Consider the following 12,723-nt stretch of genomic DNA (forward strand, 5'->3'; position numbering starts at 1 on the left):
GTACCTGCGGCGATCACGGCACGTCGCGCGCGCAGCGGAAGCCGATGTGCGTCGTCGCGGTGTCGTCGCTCTGCGGAGAGCGTGCCGCCGGCCGGTAGCGCAGGCAGTAGTCAGGGGAGCAGAGGTGCGACCCTCCACGGAGCACTCTGCGGCCCTCGGGGTCGAGGAGCGGCATGGGTGCCAGCAGGCTCACCCGATGCCCGGCGTCCGGCACAGTGAAGCCGGGCGGGATGTGTCGTGTGGTGTATCTGTCGCTCGTCCACTCCCAGACGTTCCCCGTCATATCGACAAGGCCGTAGCCATTGGGCGGAAAGGATCCCACAGGCGAGGTCCCCACCCACCCGCGCGCGCCGGTGTTGCGATACGGAAAATCCCCCTGCCACCGGTTGGTCATGAGCTCGCCGTCGGGGAACTCGTCGTCACCCCATGCGTACACGGCGCGGTCGAGGCCACCGCGTGCGGCGTACTCCCACTCCGCTTCGGTGGGGAGCCGCTTGCCGGCCCACGTCGCGAAAGCGACGGCATCGCGGTAGGCGACCTGAACGACCGGATGATCCAGGAGGTCGGAGATGCCGGAGCCGGGGCCGAACGGGTGAGCCCAGTCTGCCCCCGGTTGCCAGCGCCACCACTGCCGCCAATCGCTCAGGTCCACCGGGCCGGAGGTGGGGGTGAAGACCATTGCGCCGGGTTCCCGTTCGTCCGCGCTCAGAGCGGGAAACAGCTCGGCGTTCAGAGGCTCCTCGGCGACCGTGACGTATCCGGTGGTGTCGACGAAGCCTGCGAACTCACGATTCGTCACCGGATGCTCGTCGAGATCGAACGAGTGGACCATACGGAGGTGGACCGGCTCCTCGTCGCGCGAGAATCCTTCCGCGCCCATGAGGAACTCGCCCCCCTCGATGCGGATCATGGCGTCTGGACTCCCGGCATCAGTCGCGCGCGAACATCCCCCGCAGGAGCGTCTCCGCGTGCGAGTAGTCCTCTCCCGAGACGTCGACCACGACGCGATCAATGGTCCCACCGGTGAAGGCGAACGGCGGTTCGTAGCGCGCGGACACGGGCTGTCCGACCTCGCGGCCTACCGTTGCGCCTTCCCCGGCCAGCGTGAAGTAAGCCGGCTGCGACTTCATAGGGCCGGAGGTCACGACGTCGTCGTTCACGTGGAGCTGCACGGTGCCATGCGGGGTAGTGCCGTCTCGGCCCTCGATCATGTAGGTCAGGCCCACTCGCACTGGCCCCGAAGGCAGCGGGTTGGGTGCTGTGAAGACCTGCTCCGACTCACCGAGCCAGTTGTAGAGGTAAGTGAGGCGGCCGTGCTGCACGAAGAGCGCGTGCCCTCCGAAGCGAGCACCCATGGAGTAGATGATGCCCTCCGGATCGCTGTCGATATCGAGCTCGGCGACGATGGTGAACGAGCGACCCATGATCTCCACGGCGCTGCGCTCCGGTACGACCGCACCGCCGGGATACAGAGTCATAGACGTTCGACCCTCCATGGGGTTGGGGCGTTTAATGGCGAACAGCTCCGGAGGGTTGCGGTCGTCCAGCGGATAGCCGTTGTACTGAGTGGCGAGCGTGTGCCACAGCTGCTTCATCTCCTCGAGCTTCTCGGGGTGCTCGCCCGCAAGGTCGTGGAGCTGATTGCGGTCGTCGGGCAGATGGAAGAGCTCCCAGCGGTCCTTGTCGAAATGGCCCCACCCGGTGGGGGCGGGAGCGTGCACGGTCGAGGCGTGCCATCCGTCCTTCCAGATTCCGCGTGTGCCGAGCATGGAGTAGAACTGTTCGCTCTTATCGCCGCGAGCGGAGGCATCGCCGATCACCCGCTGGAAGCTGACGCCCTCGAGCGGCTTCTGCGGGTAGCCCTTGACCGTCGTCGGTGCTTCGATGCCGAGGAGGTCGAGCACCGTCGGGACGATGTCCGTGACATGGAGGTACTGCTCACGCACCTCGCCCCGCGCGTCGATGCCCTTCGGCCACGCGATGATCATCGGGTCGGCGGTACCGCCCTCGAACGACGCGTTCGTCTTGTACAGCTTGTGGGGCGTGTTGAACGCCATCGCCCACCCGTTCGAGTAATGCGGGTGGGTCGACTCGGAGCCGAGCTCGGGAAGCAGCGCGAGGTTCTGCTCCAGGTTCTCGGGGATGCCGTTGTACCAGCGGTTCTCGTTCACTGATCCTGACGGGCCGCCTTCAGCGCTCGAGCCGTTGTCGGACAACACCACGAACACCGTGTTGTCGAGTTGACCGGATTCTTCGAGGTAATCGAGGAGGCGACCCACCTGTGCGTCCGTATAGGACGCGAACCCGGCGAAGACCTCGGCCTGCCGCTCGAACAGCTGCTTCTCGCCGTCAGAGAGTGAATCCCACGGGCGCACGATGTCGGACGCGGGCCACGGAGTTCCGTCACCGGACGTCGCGTCTGCGTAAGGGTTGATCGGCGGTAGTTGCGCGCCTGGAGGCAGGATGCCGGCGGCGATCTGGTTCGCGAGGACCACCTCGCGGTACTTCTCGTATCCCATCGAGAACTCGCCCTTGTACTGATCCGCCCACTCCGTGAACACATGATGAGGTGCGTGACCGGCCCCCGGAGCGAAGTACGTGAACCACGGCTTTTCGGCCGCGGTGACGCGCGCATCCCGGATGAACTCGATCGCACGGTCCGCGAGATCCTTCGACAGGTGATACCCGTCAGCAGGGAGAGCCGGCGGATCGACCGGATGGTTGTCGTAAGTGAGATCGGGGTACCACTGATCGGTCAGCCCGCCGAGGAAGCCGTAGTAGCGATCGAAACCTCGGGACAGCGGCCAGGTGCGCTTGGACGCACCCATGCTCATCTCCGCGGCCGGGGACAAGTGCCACTTGCCGACAGCAAACGTGTTGTACCCGTTCTCGGACAGGATCTCGGACAGGAACGCATCGTCTGCGGGGATCAGGCACGACAGGTTCGGGAAACCGTCGCTGGCTTCCCCGATCGTGCCCATTCCCACACTCTGCGCATTGCGTCCTGTGAGGAGCGCGGCTCGCGTCGGGGAGCAGAGAGCGGTGGTATGGAACTGGGTGAACCGCACGCCGATGTCCGCGAGCCTGCGCATGTTCGGCATCCGGATCAGACCTCCGTAGAGATCCCAGCTCCCGAAGCCCATGTCGTCCCAGACGATGAACAGCACGTTCGGCGCACCAGGCGCAGCCTGTGGCTCCACGAACGGCGCCCAATCGGACTTCGAGTCACGCACGTCTTCGCGGATCTCACCTCTGAACTGCGGCATTCGGCTGTCCCCTCGTCGGTTCGATGAGTTGAGGGTATCGCCGCCCAGCGAACCCCGAAAGGGTGACTCGAGTCACCGTGTGGGTCGCTCTTGAGACGACGCGTCTCGATCGCTCGGAAACTCCGCAGATCGCGTGTTCGCAGGAGCTCCGCCCGTTCAGACCGTATATGTCGGTTCGATCCCGGCAGGGCCCACCGTCGGATTCCGTCCGCTCAGCCCGCACCTAGGATGGTGCGAATGGCGGGGTGGACGTGGCAGGCGTGGTTCGGGCTCATCGGCGGGGGTCTGCTCTTCGCCGCGGTGCTCGTGCCGATCCTCGTCGTCCAGGTGCGGCGCTACGGTGCGCTGTCGTTCCGGCGCCTGCTGGGGGCGGCGGCGGTCAGCGTCTACGCGGTCGCCCTCGTGGCCTACACCCTGCTCCCGATCCCCGAGGTGCGGGCCAACTGCGGGGCCGGAGGCGGCGGTCTCGAGCTCGTGCCAGGGCACTCGATCGGCGACATCCTGCGCGAGACCGAAGGGTCGTCGCTGCTGCGCACGCTCACGAGCCGCGCCACCCTGCAGGTGGTCCTCAACGTCGCTCTCTTCGTGCCGTTCGGGATCATCGCGCGTCGCTACTGGAATCGCGGCCCCGTCGTCTCGATCCTGTGGGGCGCCCTGCTGTCCCTGGCGATCGAGACCACGCAGTTCACGGGGGTCTGGGGCCTCTTCGAGTGCTCCTACCGCGTCGCCGACGTCGATGACCTCATCGCGAACACCGCAGGCGCCGCGATCGGCGTGCTGATCGCCCCGGTCGTCCTGGCCTGGATGCCGAGCGCGAAGAACCTGCGCGCAGAGCGAGGGAAGCCGCGACCGGTCACGGTCTGGCGTCGCTGGTTCGGGATGATCCTCGACGCGGTCGCCGTGCAGATCGCCGTGACTCTCGTCTCGTTGTTGGTGCTCGTGCCCAAGCTCATCCTCTCCGGCGGATCGGGACCCGGTGTGCCGGAGAACCTGACCGAGCTGACCGTGATCGGCGTGGGCGCCGTGATCCTCGTCGTCGTGCTCCCGGCCGTCACCTCGTCGGGGGCCTCGATCGGGCAGCGGCTCGTCTGGCTCGCCCCTGACTGGCCGGGTGGCCGTGGCGGGCTGGGACGACGCCTCGCGAGGGCGGGCGTCGTCGGTCTGCCCTACACCGTGGCGACGACGCTCGGTCAGCTGCCGGACCCGGTGTCCGATGCCGCCCAGACGATCTCCGGTGTCGTGGGAATCGTCAGCGCGCTCGTCGTGGCGATCGCGGTGATCTCCGTGCCCTTCAGTCGCGGTCGGCGCGGCATCTCGCTCGTGCTCGCCGGGGGAGAGCTGCGCGACTCGCGCGCCTGACCGCGACGACCGCGCGATCCCGCTCCCTGAGCGGGATCGTCCGGCGTGCAAACTTTTTCTTCGAACACGTGCGGTTCGTGCTATTTTCACTGATAAACCAGTTGATAGAGCTACGGAGTCGCATTGCTGAGCCAATCTGCTTTTTCTGCTGATTCCGCCTCCTCCCCCCAGACGCACCCGACTCCCGAGCAGCTCGCCAGGGAGAACATGCCCCTGGCGACGTTCCTCGCGGTGGAGAAGGCGAGGTCGGCCGTGCACGTCGATCTCGACGACCTGCTCTCTGCCGCGCGCCTTGGTCTCGCGCGGGCCGCGATGTCGTACGACCCCGAACGCGGCATCCCGTTCGGAGCCTTCGCCAGCAGCCAGATCAACTGGGCCATGCTGTCGGAGATGCGCCGGGCGGATCCTGCGGGGGAGCGCGGCCGCGACAAGATCGAACGCGTCCGGCTCGCCGCCGAGGCCGTGCTGGCCCGCACCGGGCGCCCCGCAAGCGTCGCGCAGCTCGCGAAGGAGTCGGGCCTCGACGCCGACGCCGTCGTCGAGATGATGCAGCTCGACGACATGGTGCGCGGAGCGACCAGCTTCGAGGAGCACTTCGACGCGGCGTCCGGGCGCCAGGCCGCCGACCTCACCGACAGCGTGATCCTCCCCGAGCACGCCGCCGAACAGACCGAGATGCGCACCATGATCACGCGCGTCGTGGGTGCGCTCCCGGCGGCGATGCAGCAGGTCATCCGCGGCATCTACCTCGACGACCGCATGGTCAAGGACATCGCAGAAGAGCTCGCGGTGAGTCACGCGTATGTCTCGAAGCTCCGCACCCGTGGTCTCGCGCTCATGCGGGAGGCGATGGAGGCGTGGGAGGACGGGTCGACCGGAGACCGCTCGACCAAGGCCAAGGCCGAGTTCTTCGAGGCGCTGTTCGGCGCCGCCCGCCCCGGTGCCGGGCGAACGCCGGAACTCGCGACAGCCGTCTGACCGGCATCCGGAAATTCCTCCACCGCCGCGGTTACGCGGTACGGGCATGTCGCGAATGTGGACTGTGCAGGGCCACGGACGGACCTGCATCCGACCCCACAACCACGGAGGAACAACATGGGTCTTCAGATCGCAACCAACGTCGGTGCACTCAACGCGTACCGCAACCTGTCGGTCAACCAGAACGACGTGTCGAAGTCGCTCGAGAAGCTCTCGAGCGGTCTGCGCATCAACCGTGCTGCTGACGACGCCGCAGGTCTCGCCATCTCCGAGGGCCTGCGCTCGCAGGTCAACGGCCTGAATGTCGCGGCCCGCAACGCCCAGGACGGCATCTCGGTCATCCAGACCGCAGAAGGCGCCCTGACCGAGGTGCACTCCATCCTGCAGCGCGTCCGCGACCTCGCGGTGCAGGCCGGTAACGACTCGAACAACACCGCTTCGCGCACCGCCATCAAGACCGAGATCACGGCACTGGGCGACGAGCTCACCCGTGTCGCGGCCAGCACGAACTTCAACGGCATCAAGCTGCTCGACAGCGCGGGCACGCTGACGTTCCAGGTGGGCGCGGGATCCGAGGCGACGGAGGACCAGATCGCCGTCACGCTGACGAACTTCTCGACCCTCGGCGCCACCATCGGCGGCGTGGACGTCTCCTCGGCAGCGACCTCGCTGGCCGCGATCGACACGATCGACACGCAGATCGCCGCGGTCTCGACCGCTCGTGCCGGCTTCGGTGCGGTGCAGAACCGCTTCGAGTCGACGATCAACTCGCTGCAGGTCTCGGCCGAGAACCTCTCCGCCGCGAAGAGCCGTATCGCCGACACCGACATGGCAGCCGAGATGGTCAAGTACACCGCCTCGAACATCCTGCAGCAGGCGGGCACCGCGATGCTCGCGCAGGCGAACCAGTCGGGCCAGGGCGTCCTGCAGCTGCTCCGTTGAGCCGCTGCGCTTCTGGCGCACGCACTGATCGAGCAGGCTCGGCTCCGGGCACGCTCTGATCGAGCACGGGGCGCTCGGGCGGACTTCCCTCCGCTCGGGCGCCCTTGTCCGATCCGCGCTCCGCACTCGAAAGGCACACCACCATGAAGCTGGACGGCTTGGTCTCCGGTCTCAAGACCGGCGAGCTCATCGACGCGCTGATGAACGTGGCCGCGATCCCGAAGACCCAGATCACCGCGAAGATCACCGATCGCAGCACGATCATCACGAACCTGCAGTCCCTCAACAAGTCGCTGCAGGAACTCATGGCCAAGGCGAAGACGGCCGCCTCTCCGAGCTCGCTCGCCGCCTTCACGGCGACCTCGTCGAACGAGAGCGTCACCGTGACCGCGGGCCCGAAGGCCAGCGCGTTCTCCACCGGCGTCGTCGTGGATGCCGTCGCCGTGCGGCACTCGATCGTCACCGCCGCCGGCGGGGCGACCGCCTGGGGAGGCGCCTTCACACTCGTCGCCGCCGACGGCGAGAAGACCGAGATCACGCCGGCGGGGACGGGTCCGCAGGAGCTCGCCACCGCCATCAACGCCGCGAACGCCGGCGTCTCAGCGACCGTGGTCCCTGCGGGGGTGGATGCCGACGGCAAGCCCCTGTCGCGCATCCAGCTCACCTCCACCGAGACCGGCGAGCCCGCGCGCTTCGCGCTGCACCGCGGAGCGGAAGCCGACGTCGAGGCCGGCACCTCGACCGACCTGTCGACCGAGCCGGGTGCCGCCGTCATCAGTCAGGGCAGCGACGCCCGCATCCGCCTCTTCGCCGGCACGAGCGCCGAGCAGACCCTGACCAGCGCGAGCAACACCATCAGCATCGGCGAGGACATCTCGGTCACGGTGTCGAAGGTCAGCGCCGATCCCGTCACGGTCTCGGTCGCCCTCGACGCGAAAGCGCAGTCGGCCACGGCATCCGCCTTCATCAAGGAGGTGGCGGCCCTCATCACCCGCATCGACAACGGGTCGAAGGCGACGGTCGGCAAGGTGGGGGAGACCACGACCCTCGGCGTGTTCACCGGGGACAGCACCGTGCGGACCCTGCGCAGCGCGCTCGCCAACGCCGTGCAGCATCCGGTCGACGGCGTGTCGCCCTCGACCATCGGCATCTCGATCGACGACAAGGGCGTGCTCGCCTTCGACCCCGAGAAGTTCGCGAAGGCGCTGGCCGACGATCCGCAGGCGACGCAGAAGGTCTTCTCCGCCGTCGGCGCTCGCCTGGAGGGCGTGACCGACCAGTACTCCGACAAGTACGACGGGCTGCTCACCCAGCGCATCACCGGACAGGAGACCGAGGTCAAGACGCTCAAGACCCAGGTCGAGCGGTGGGACGTCCGTCTCGAACAGCGACGGGCCACTCTCGAGCGCACGTACGCGCAGCTCGAGGTGCAGCTGTCGAAGATGCAGTCGCAGTCCTCCTGGCTCGAATCGCAGCTCGCCGGACTCGTCCCCAAGTCCTCCTCCTGACCGGCCGACTTCCCGCACCCCTGGAGATCCCACGATGCCCATCACCAACCTCGACCGCGCGAAGCAGCAGTACCTCGAGCAGCAGGTCGCCTCCGCCTCGCCCGAGCGACTGCTCATCCTGCTGTACGACCGGCTGCTCGTCGACATCGATCGCGCCGCCGCGGCGCAAGCCTCGCAGGACTGGGTCGCCGCGGGCACGCACCTCACGCACGCGCAGTGGATCGTGTCGGAGCTCAGCGAGACACTCACCGACGCCTGGGACGGTGCGGACCAGCTGCGGGCCGTGTACACCTACCTGAACGGACGTCTGATCGCGGCGAACCTGTCGCACGACGGCGAGGCCACTGCCGAGTGCCGCGGGATCGTCGCGCCGCTGCGCGACGCGTGGCGTCAGGCCGCGGACGAGCTGACGTCCGCTCCTGCGATGAGCGCATCCGCGCTGGCCTGACCGCCGTGAGCGACAACCTGCGCGCCTGGCTCACCGTTCTCGATCGGTTCGAGCGAGCGCTTGACGCCGCCGACGGGGAACTCGACGACGACGCGTTCGACGCTCCCGCCGGACCGGTTCCGGAGGAGCTCCGCGAGCGCGCGGAGGCCGTGCTCGCGCGGCAGAAGCTCATGATCGACGGCCTCGCCGTGTCGCGCGCGAACGTGGCCAGGGAGCTCGCCGCGCTGCGGCGCGTGCCGACGGTCTCGGTCGACGCGCCGGCGTATCTCGACGTGCAGGGCTGACGGGGTTACGGCACCGGTCGCGTGTCGCGATAGTCGGCATCGAGCACGGATAGCTCGACGATTGGCCACGGATCGGCTTCTCCCACGAACGTCCGGAGTACCACCGTGCTCGAATCCGTCACCTCCTCCGCGCTCATCAGCGCACTCGACGGGCTGGCCCTGCGACAGCGCTCGATCGCCGAGAACATCGCCAACGTCAACACCCCCGACTACCACGCCAAGCGCGTCCGCTTCGAGGACGAGCTGCGTGCGGCCGTCGACAGCGGCAGCGGCACCGTCTCACCGACCGTGCAGCGCTCGCTCGAACCCACCCGCCTCAACGGTAACAACGTCAACCTCGACACCGAGACGCTGTCGAACATCGACACCGTGCTGCGGTTCCAGTTCGCCAGCCAGGCGATCGGCGGGCAGGCCGCGTCGATCTCGAAGGCCATCGGGCAGGCGTCGGCATGACCTTCGACGCGATCGGCATCGCCGGCACGGGTCTGACCGCGCACCGCAAGTGGCTCGACGCGGTCAGCGACAACATCGCCAACGTGAACACCGCCACGCCTCCCGGGCAGGAGGCGTTCCGCGAGCGTCTCGTGACCGTGCAGGCCGGCACCGAGAGCCCCGGTGTCTACGTCGCGGGAGTCGTCGAGTCGGAGGCGACGCCGAAGCTCGTGTACGACCCCGAGCACCCCTACGCGAACGAGGACGGCTACGTGCAGTACCCGAACGTCGACCTCGGCGACCAGATGAGCATGCTCATCATCGCCCAGCGCGGGTACGAGGCGAACGCCGCGGTCGTCGACCGCGCCAAGTCGACCTACGAGGCAGCCCTGCAGATCGGACGCAGCTGATGAGCACCCCGATCGCCCCCGTCTCGGCCGCCGGCGTCAGCCCCCTCGGCGCCCTGAGCTTCGAGCCCACCGCGCCAGACGCCGCCGGGTCCGCCTCCGCCGGCGCCTTCGCGACCTCGCTCACCGGCGCCGTCGAGAACCTCCAGCAGTTGCAGTCGACGTCGAACGAGCTCGCGGTGCAGGCCGTGACCGGCGATCTGCAGGACATCCACCAGGCGATGATCGCCTCGGCTCGCGCATCGGTCACGCTCGACCTGGTCGTCGCGGTGCGCGACCGCAGTGTCGCCGCGTTCAACGACATCATGAGGATGCAGGCCTGACATGCCGAAGGTGCTGACCACGTACTACGGCCGCGCCAAGCAGGTCGTCTCCGGCTTCTCCGTCGCTCAGCGCACGATCGCCGTGATCGGCGTCGCGCTGCTCGTGATGGGCGCCGTCGCGCTCGGAGCCTGGCTCACCAGACCGCAGATGAGTCCTCTGTTCACCGGATTGAGCGCGGGCGACGCCTCGGCCGTCGTCGAGCAGCTGAAGTCCGCCGGAGTGGACTACGAGCTCGCGGAGGGCGGGTCGACGATCCTCGTGCCCGACGACCAGGTGTACGCGCAGCGGCTCGCCGCAGCATCCGCCGGCCTCCCCGGCGACACGAGCGAGGGCTACACGCTGCTCGACAAGATGGGCGTCACCGCGAGCGAGTTCCAGCAGTCGGTGACCTACAAGCGCGCGATCGAAGGCGAGCTCGCCGGCACGATCGGCGCGATGGACGGCATCTCGATGGCCTCCGTGCAGCTCGCGATCCCGGAGGAGAGCGTCTTCGTCTCGGAGAAGCAGAACCCGACCGCGTCGGTGTTCGTGCAGACGCGGAACGGCTCCACGCTGAGCGACGAGAAGATCGAGGCGATCGTGCACCTCACGAGCGCCTCGGTGCCCGGCATGACGCCCGAGGACGTCGCGGTCACCGACCAGAACGGCCGGGTTCTGTCAGCGGTCGGCGCCGGACTCGCCGGCACTTCCTCGAAGCAGGCCACCGAGCACGAGGCCAAGGTCGCGGCGTCGGTGAGCAGGATGCTCGAGACCATCGTCGGACCGGGCAACGCGACGGTCACCGTGTCGGCCGACGTGGCGAACTCGACCTCCGAGCGGATGGACGAGACCTACTCCGCGCCGGACGGCGACCTGAGCCCCTCGGAGCAGACGAAGACCGAGACCTACACCGGCGGCGGGCCGGGCGGGAACACCGGAGTGCTCGGCCCCGACAACATCGCCGTGCCCAACAACGCGAACGGCGACGGCGAGTACGAGTTCGAGGAGACCTCGCGCAGCAACGCGGTCAACAAGTCCACCGAGAAGACCGTGACCCCCGCGGGCGAGGTCACGAGGCAGACCGTCAGCATCGCCGTGAACCGCGGCGAGGTCACCGGGGTGAGTGCCGCGCAGATCGAGTCGCTCGTCGCCTCCGCTGCGGGCATCGACGTCGAACGCGGAGACGAGATCGCCGTCGAGTTCGTCGAGTTCGCGACCTCCGGGGCGACGGCGGCGCAGACTGCTCTCGCCGCGGCGGAGGAGGAGCGGGCGGCGCAGTTCCAGCAGGAGCTGCTGCGCTCAGCGATCATCGGCGGAGCGATCCTGCTCGCCGTCGTCATCCTCGTCGTCTTCCTCGCGGTGCGGCGCAGGATGAAGCGTCGCGTCCTCTACACCGACGACGGGCCGATCGAGTACTTCGCCACGGTGACGGAGGACGAGGAGCAGAAGCTGCGGTCGCTGCGCGACCTCAAGGACCCGGATGCCATTCCGCTGCCCGCTCCGACGAAGCTGCTGCCGTCCGCCGTCGTCGATCTCGACGACGAGCCGGAGCCGGACAAGGTCCTCGTCGAGCGGCGTCGTCGCGAGATCGACGACCTCGCCCGGCGGGAGCCGGAGTCGATCGCCGGTGCGCTGGCCGACCTGATGGATGAGGCGAAGGTATGAGCCTGTTGACGGAGATGCTCGACGCCCAGGCGGACACGGTCGAGATGTCGACGGCCCAGGCTGCGGCGGTGCCGGCGGCCGCGCCCGAGATGTCGGGCCTTCGCAAGGCGGCCATCGTGCTGATGAACATGGACCGCGCAGCGAGCGCGGAGGTGCTGCGGCATCTCGGCGAGGAGAGATCCGAGATGCTGGCCGCCGAGCTGACCCAGCTCGGCGGCGTCGACGTCGCCGCGACCGCGCGAGCGCTCGGCGACTTCCGTCGGATCGCGAACGGCGGGTCGGTGCCGTCCCGAGGCGGGCAGGAGCTCGCCACCGGTCTGCTGGAGACCGCGTTCGGCCGGGAGAAGGCCGTCGGCATGGTGGGGCGAGTGATGTCGCAGGGCACCGTCTCGTTCGACTTCCTCAACGCCGCGGACCCCGCACAGCTCGCGACCGTGCTGGAGGGCGAGCTGCCGACGACGGTCGCGGTGGTGCTCGCCAACCTCAAGGCCGACCGCGCCGCCGCCGTGCTCGCCGCGCTGCAGGACCCGCTGCGCACCGACGTCGCGCAGGCGATCGCCACGATGGGCACCGCGACGCAGGAGGCGATCTCGATCGTCGCCGACTCGCTGCGGTCGCGCACCGGAGTCTTCGCCATGCGCGACAACCACGAGTCGATCGGGGGAGTGCAGCCGCTGGTCGAGATCATCAACCGCTCCGATCAGGCGCTGGAGAAGTCGCTGCTCGCGAGTCTGGAGGGGCGTGACCTCGCCCTCGCCGAGGACATCCGCAGCCGCATGGTGACGTTCGCCGACATCGCCCGGCTCGAGGATCGTGATGCGCAGCGCGTGCTCCGTGGTCTCGACCTCCGGGTGCTCGCGCTGGCGCTCAAGGGTGCGGAGGAGCCGATCGTCGACAAGGTCAGCAGCAACATGACCGAGCGCAACAAGGAGAACCTCGCCGAGGAGACCCGCGTGCTCGGACCGGTGCGGATGCGCCAGGTCGACGAGGCCCGCGCCGAGATCGTGCGGGTGATCCGCGAGCTCGAGGCAGCGGAGGAGATCACGATCTCGCGCGAGGACGAGGATGAGCTCATCGAGTGAGTCCGGAGTGGTTACCGAGGGGTCCAGGCGTCGCGATAGTGGGCAGCGA

At 68.3% G+C, this 12,723-nt stretch carries 13 protein-coding genes; 11 read left to right on the forward strand and 2 right to left on the reverse strand.

Going from position 1 to position 12,723, the window contains the following annotated elements:
* Window positions 1-13 precede the first annotated feature (13 nt).
* A complete protein-coding gene (locus MRBLWO14_RS17185) occupies window positions 14-910 on the reverse strand; it encodes a formylglycine-generating enzyme family protein (RefSeq protein ID WP_341934277.1) in 897 nt (298 codons plus the stop codon).
* A 19-nt stretch (window positions 911-929) separates the two neighbouring features.
* On the reverse strand, window positions 930-3,266 hold the full coding sequence (locus MRBLWO14_RS17190) for a sulfatase-like hydrolase/transferase (RefSeq protein ID WP_341934278.1): 2,337 nt from the start codon (window positions 3,264-3,266) through the stop codon (window positions 930-932).
* A gap of 237 nt (window positions 3,267-3,503) precedes the next feature.
* Here MRBLWO14_RS17190 and MRBLWO14_RS17195 point away from each other — a divergent pair, with 237 nt between their 5' ends.
* The 11 genes from MRBLWO14_RS17195 to fliG all read left to right on the forward strand — a co-directional run bounded on the left by MRBLWO14_RS17195 (window position 3,504) and on the right by fliG (window position 12,674).
* Window positions 3,504-4,625, forward strand: a complete 1,122-nt coding sequence (locus tag MRBLWO14_RS17195; protein WP_341934279.1) for a VanZ family protein — start codon at window positions 3,504-3,506, stop codon at window positions 4,623-4,625.
* Between the two features lie 123 nt (window positions 4,626-4,748).
* The gene (locus MRBLWO14_RS17200) at window positions 4,749-5,603 is read left to right on the forward strand and encodes a sigma-70 family RNA polymerase sigma factor (RefSeq protein ID WP_341934280.1); all 855 of its coding nucleotides are present in this window, start codon (window positions 4,749-4,751) and stop codon (window positions 5,601-5,603) included.
* A 117-nt stretch (window positions 5,604-5,720) separates the two neighbouring features.
* A complete protein-coding gene (locus tag MRBLWO14_RS17205) occupies window positions 5,721-6,545 on the forward strand; it encodes a flagellin (protein ID WP_341934281.1) in 825 nt (274 codons plus the stop codon).
* 143 nt (window positions 6,546-6,688) lie between these two features.
* Window positions 6,689-8,053, forward strand: a complete 1,365-nt coding sequence (fliD, locus tag MRBLWO14_RS17210; RefSeq protein ID WP_341934282.1) for a flagellar filament capping protein FliD — start codon at window positions 6,689-6,691, stop codon at window positions 8,051-8,053.
* Between the two features lie 34 nt (window positions 8,054-8,087).
* Complete coding sequence (gene fliS, locus MRBLWO14_RS17215; protein WP_341934283.1) at window positions 8,088-8,501, forward strand: flagellar export chaperone FliS; 414 nt, start codon at window positions 8,088-8,090, stop codon at window positions 8,499-8,501.
* A gap of 5 nt (window positions 8,502-8,506) precedes the next feature.
* On the forward strand, window positions 8,507-8,785 hold the full coding sequence (locus MRBLWO14_RS17220; RefSeq protein ID WP_341934284.1) for a hypothetical protein: 279 nt from the start codon (window positions 8,507-8,509) through the stop codon (window positions 8,783-8,785).
* Window positions 8,786-8,890: 105 nt separating this feature from the next.
* A complete protein-coding gene (locus MRBLWO14_RS17225) occupies window positions 8,891-9,238 on the forward strand; it encodes a flagellar biosynthesis protein FlgB (protein ID WP_341934285.1) in 348 nt (115 codons plus the stop codon).
* Entirely contained in the window at window positions 9,235-9,627 is a 393-nt protein-coding gene (gene flgC, locus MRBLWO14_RS17230) for a flagellar basal body rod protein FlgC (RefSeq protein WP_096715451.1), read from the forward strand. Before MRBLWO14_RS17225 ends, flgC begins: the two co-directional genes overlap by 4 nt.
* The gene (fliE, locus tag MRBLWO14_RS17235; protein WP_341934286.1) at window positions 9,627-9,947 is read left to right on the forward strand and encodes a flagellar hook-basal body complex protein FliE; all 321 of its coding nucleotides are present in this window, start codon (window positions 9,627-9,629) and stop codon (window positions 9,945-9,947) included. The genes flgC and fliE overlap by 1 nt, the downstream gene beginning before the upstream one ends.
* Window position 9,948: 1 nt before the next feature.
* Window positions 9,949-11,592 carry a flagellar basal-body MS-ring/collar protein FliF gene (fliF, locus tag MRBLWO14_RS17240; protein ID WP_341934287.1) on the forward strand — a complete coding sequence of 548 codons (1,644 nt, stop codon included), beginning with the start codon at window positions 9,949-9,951 and terminating at the stop codon, window positions 11,590-11,592.
* On the forward strand, window positions 11,589-12,674 hold the full coding sequence (gene fliG / locus MRBLWO14_RS17245; protein ID WP_341934288.1) for a flagellar motor switch protein FliG: 1,086 nt from the start codon (window positions 11,589-11,591) through the stop codon (window positions 12,672-12,674). The genes fliF and fliG overlap by 4 nt, the downstream gene beginning before the upstream one ends.
* Window positions 12,675-12,723 lie beyond the last annotated feature (49 nt).

The organism is Microbacterium sp. LWO14-1.2, assembly GCF_038397715.1.
Lineage (GTDB): Bacteria > Actinomycetota > Actinomycetes > Actinomycetales > Microbacteriaceae > Microbacterium.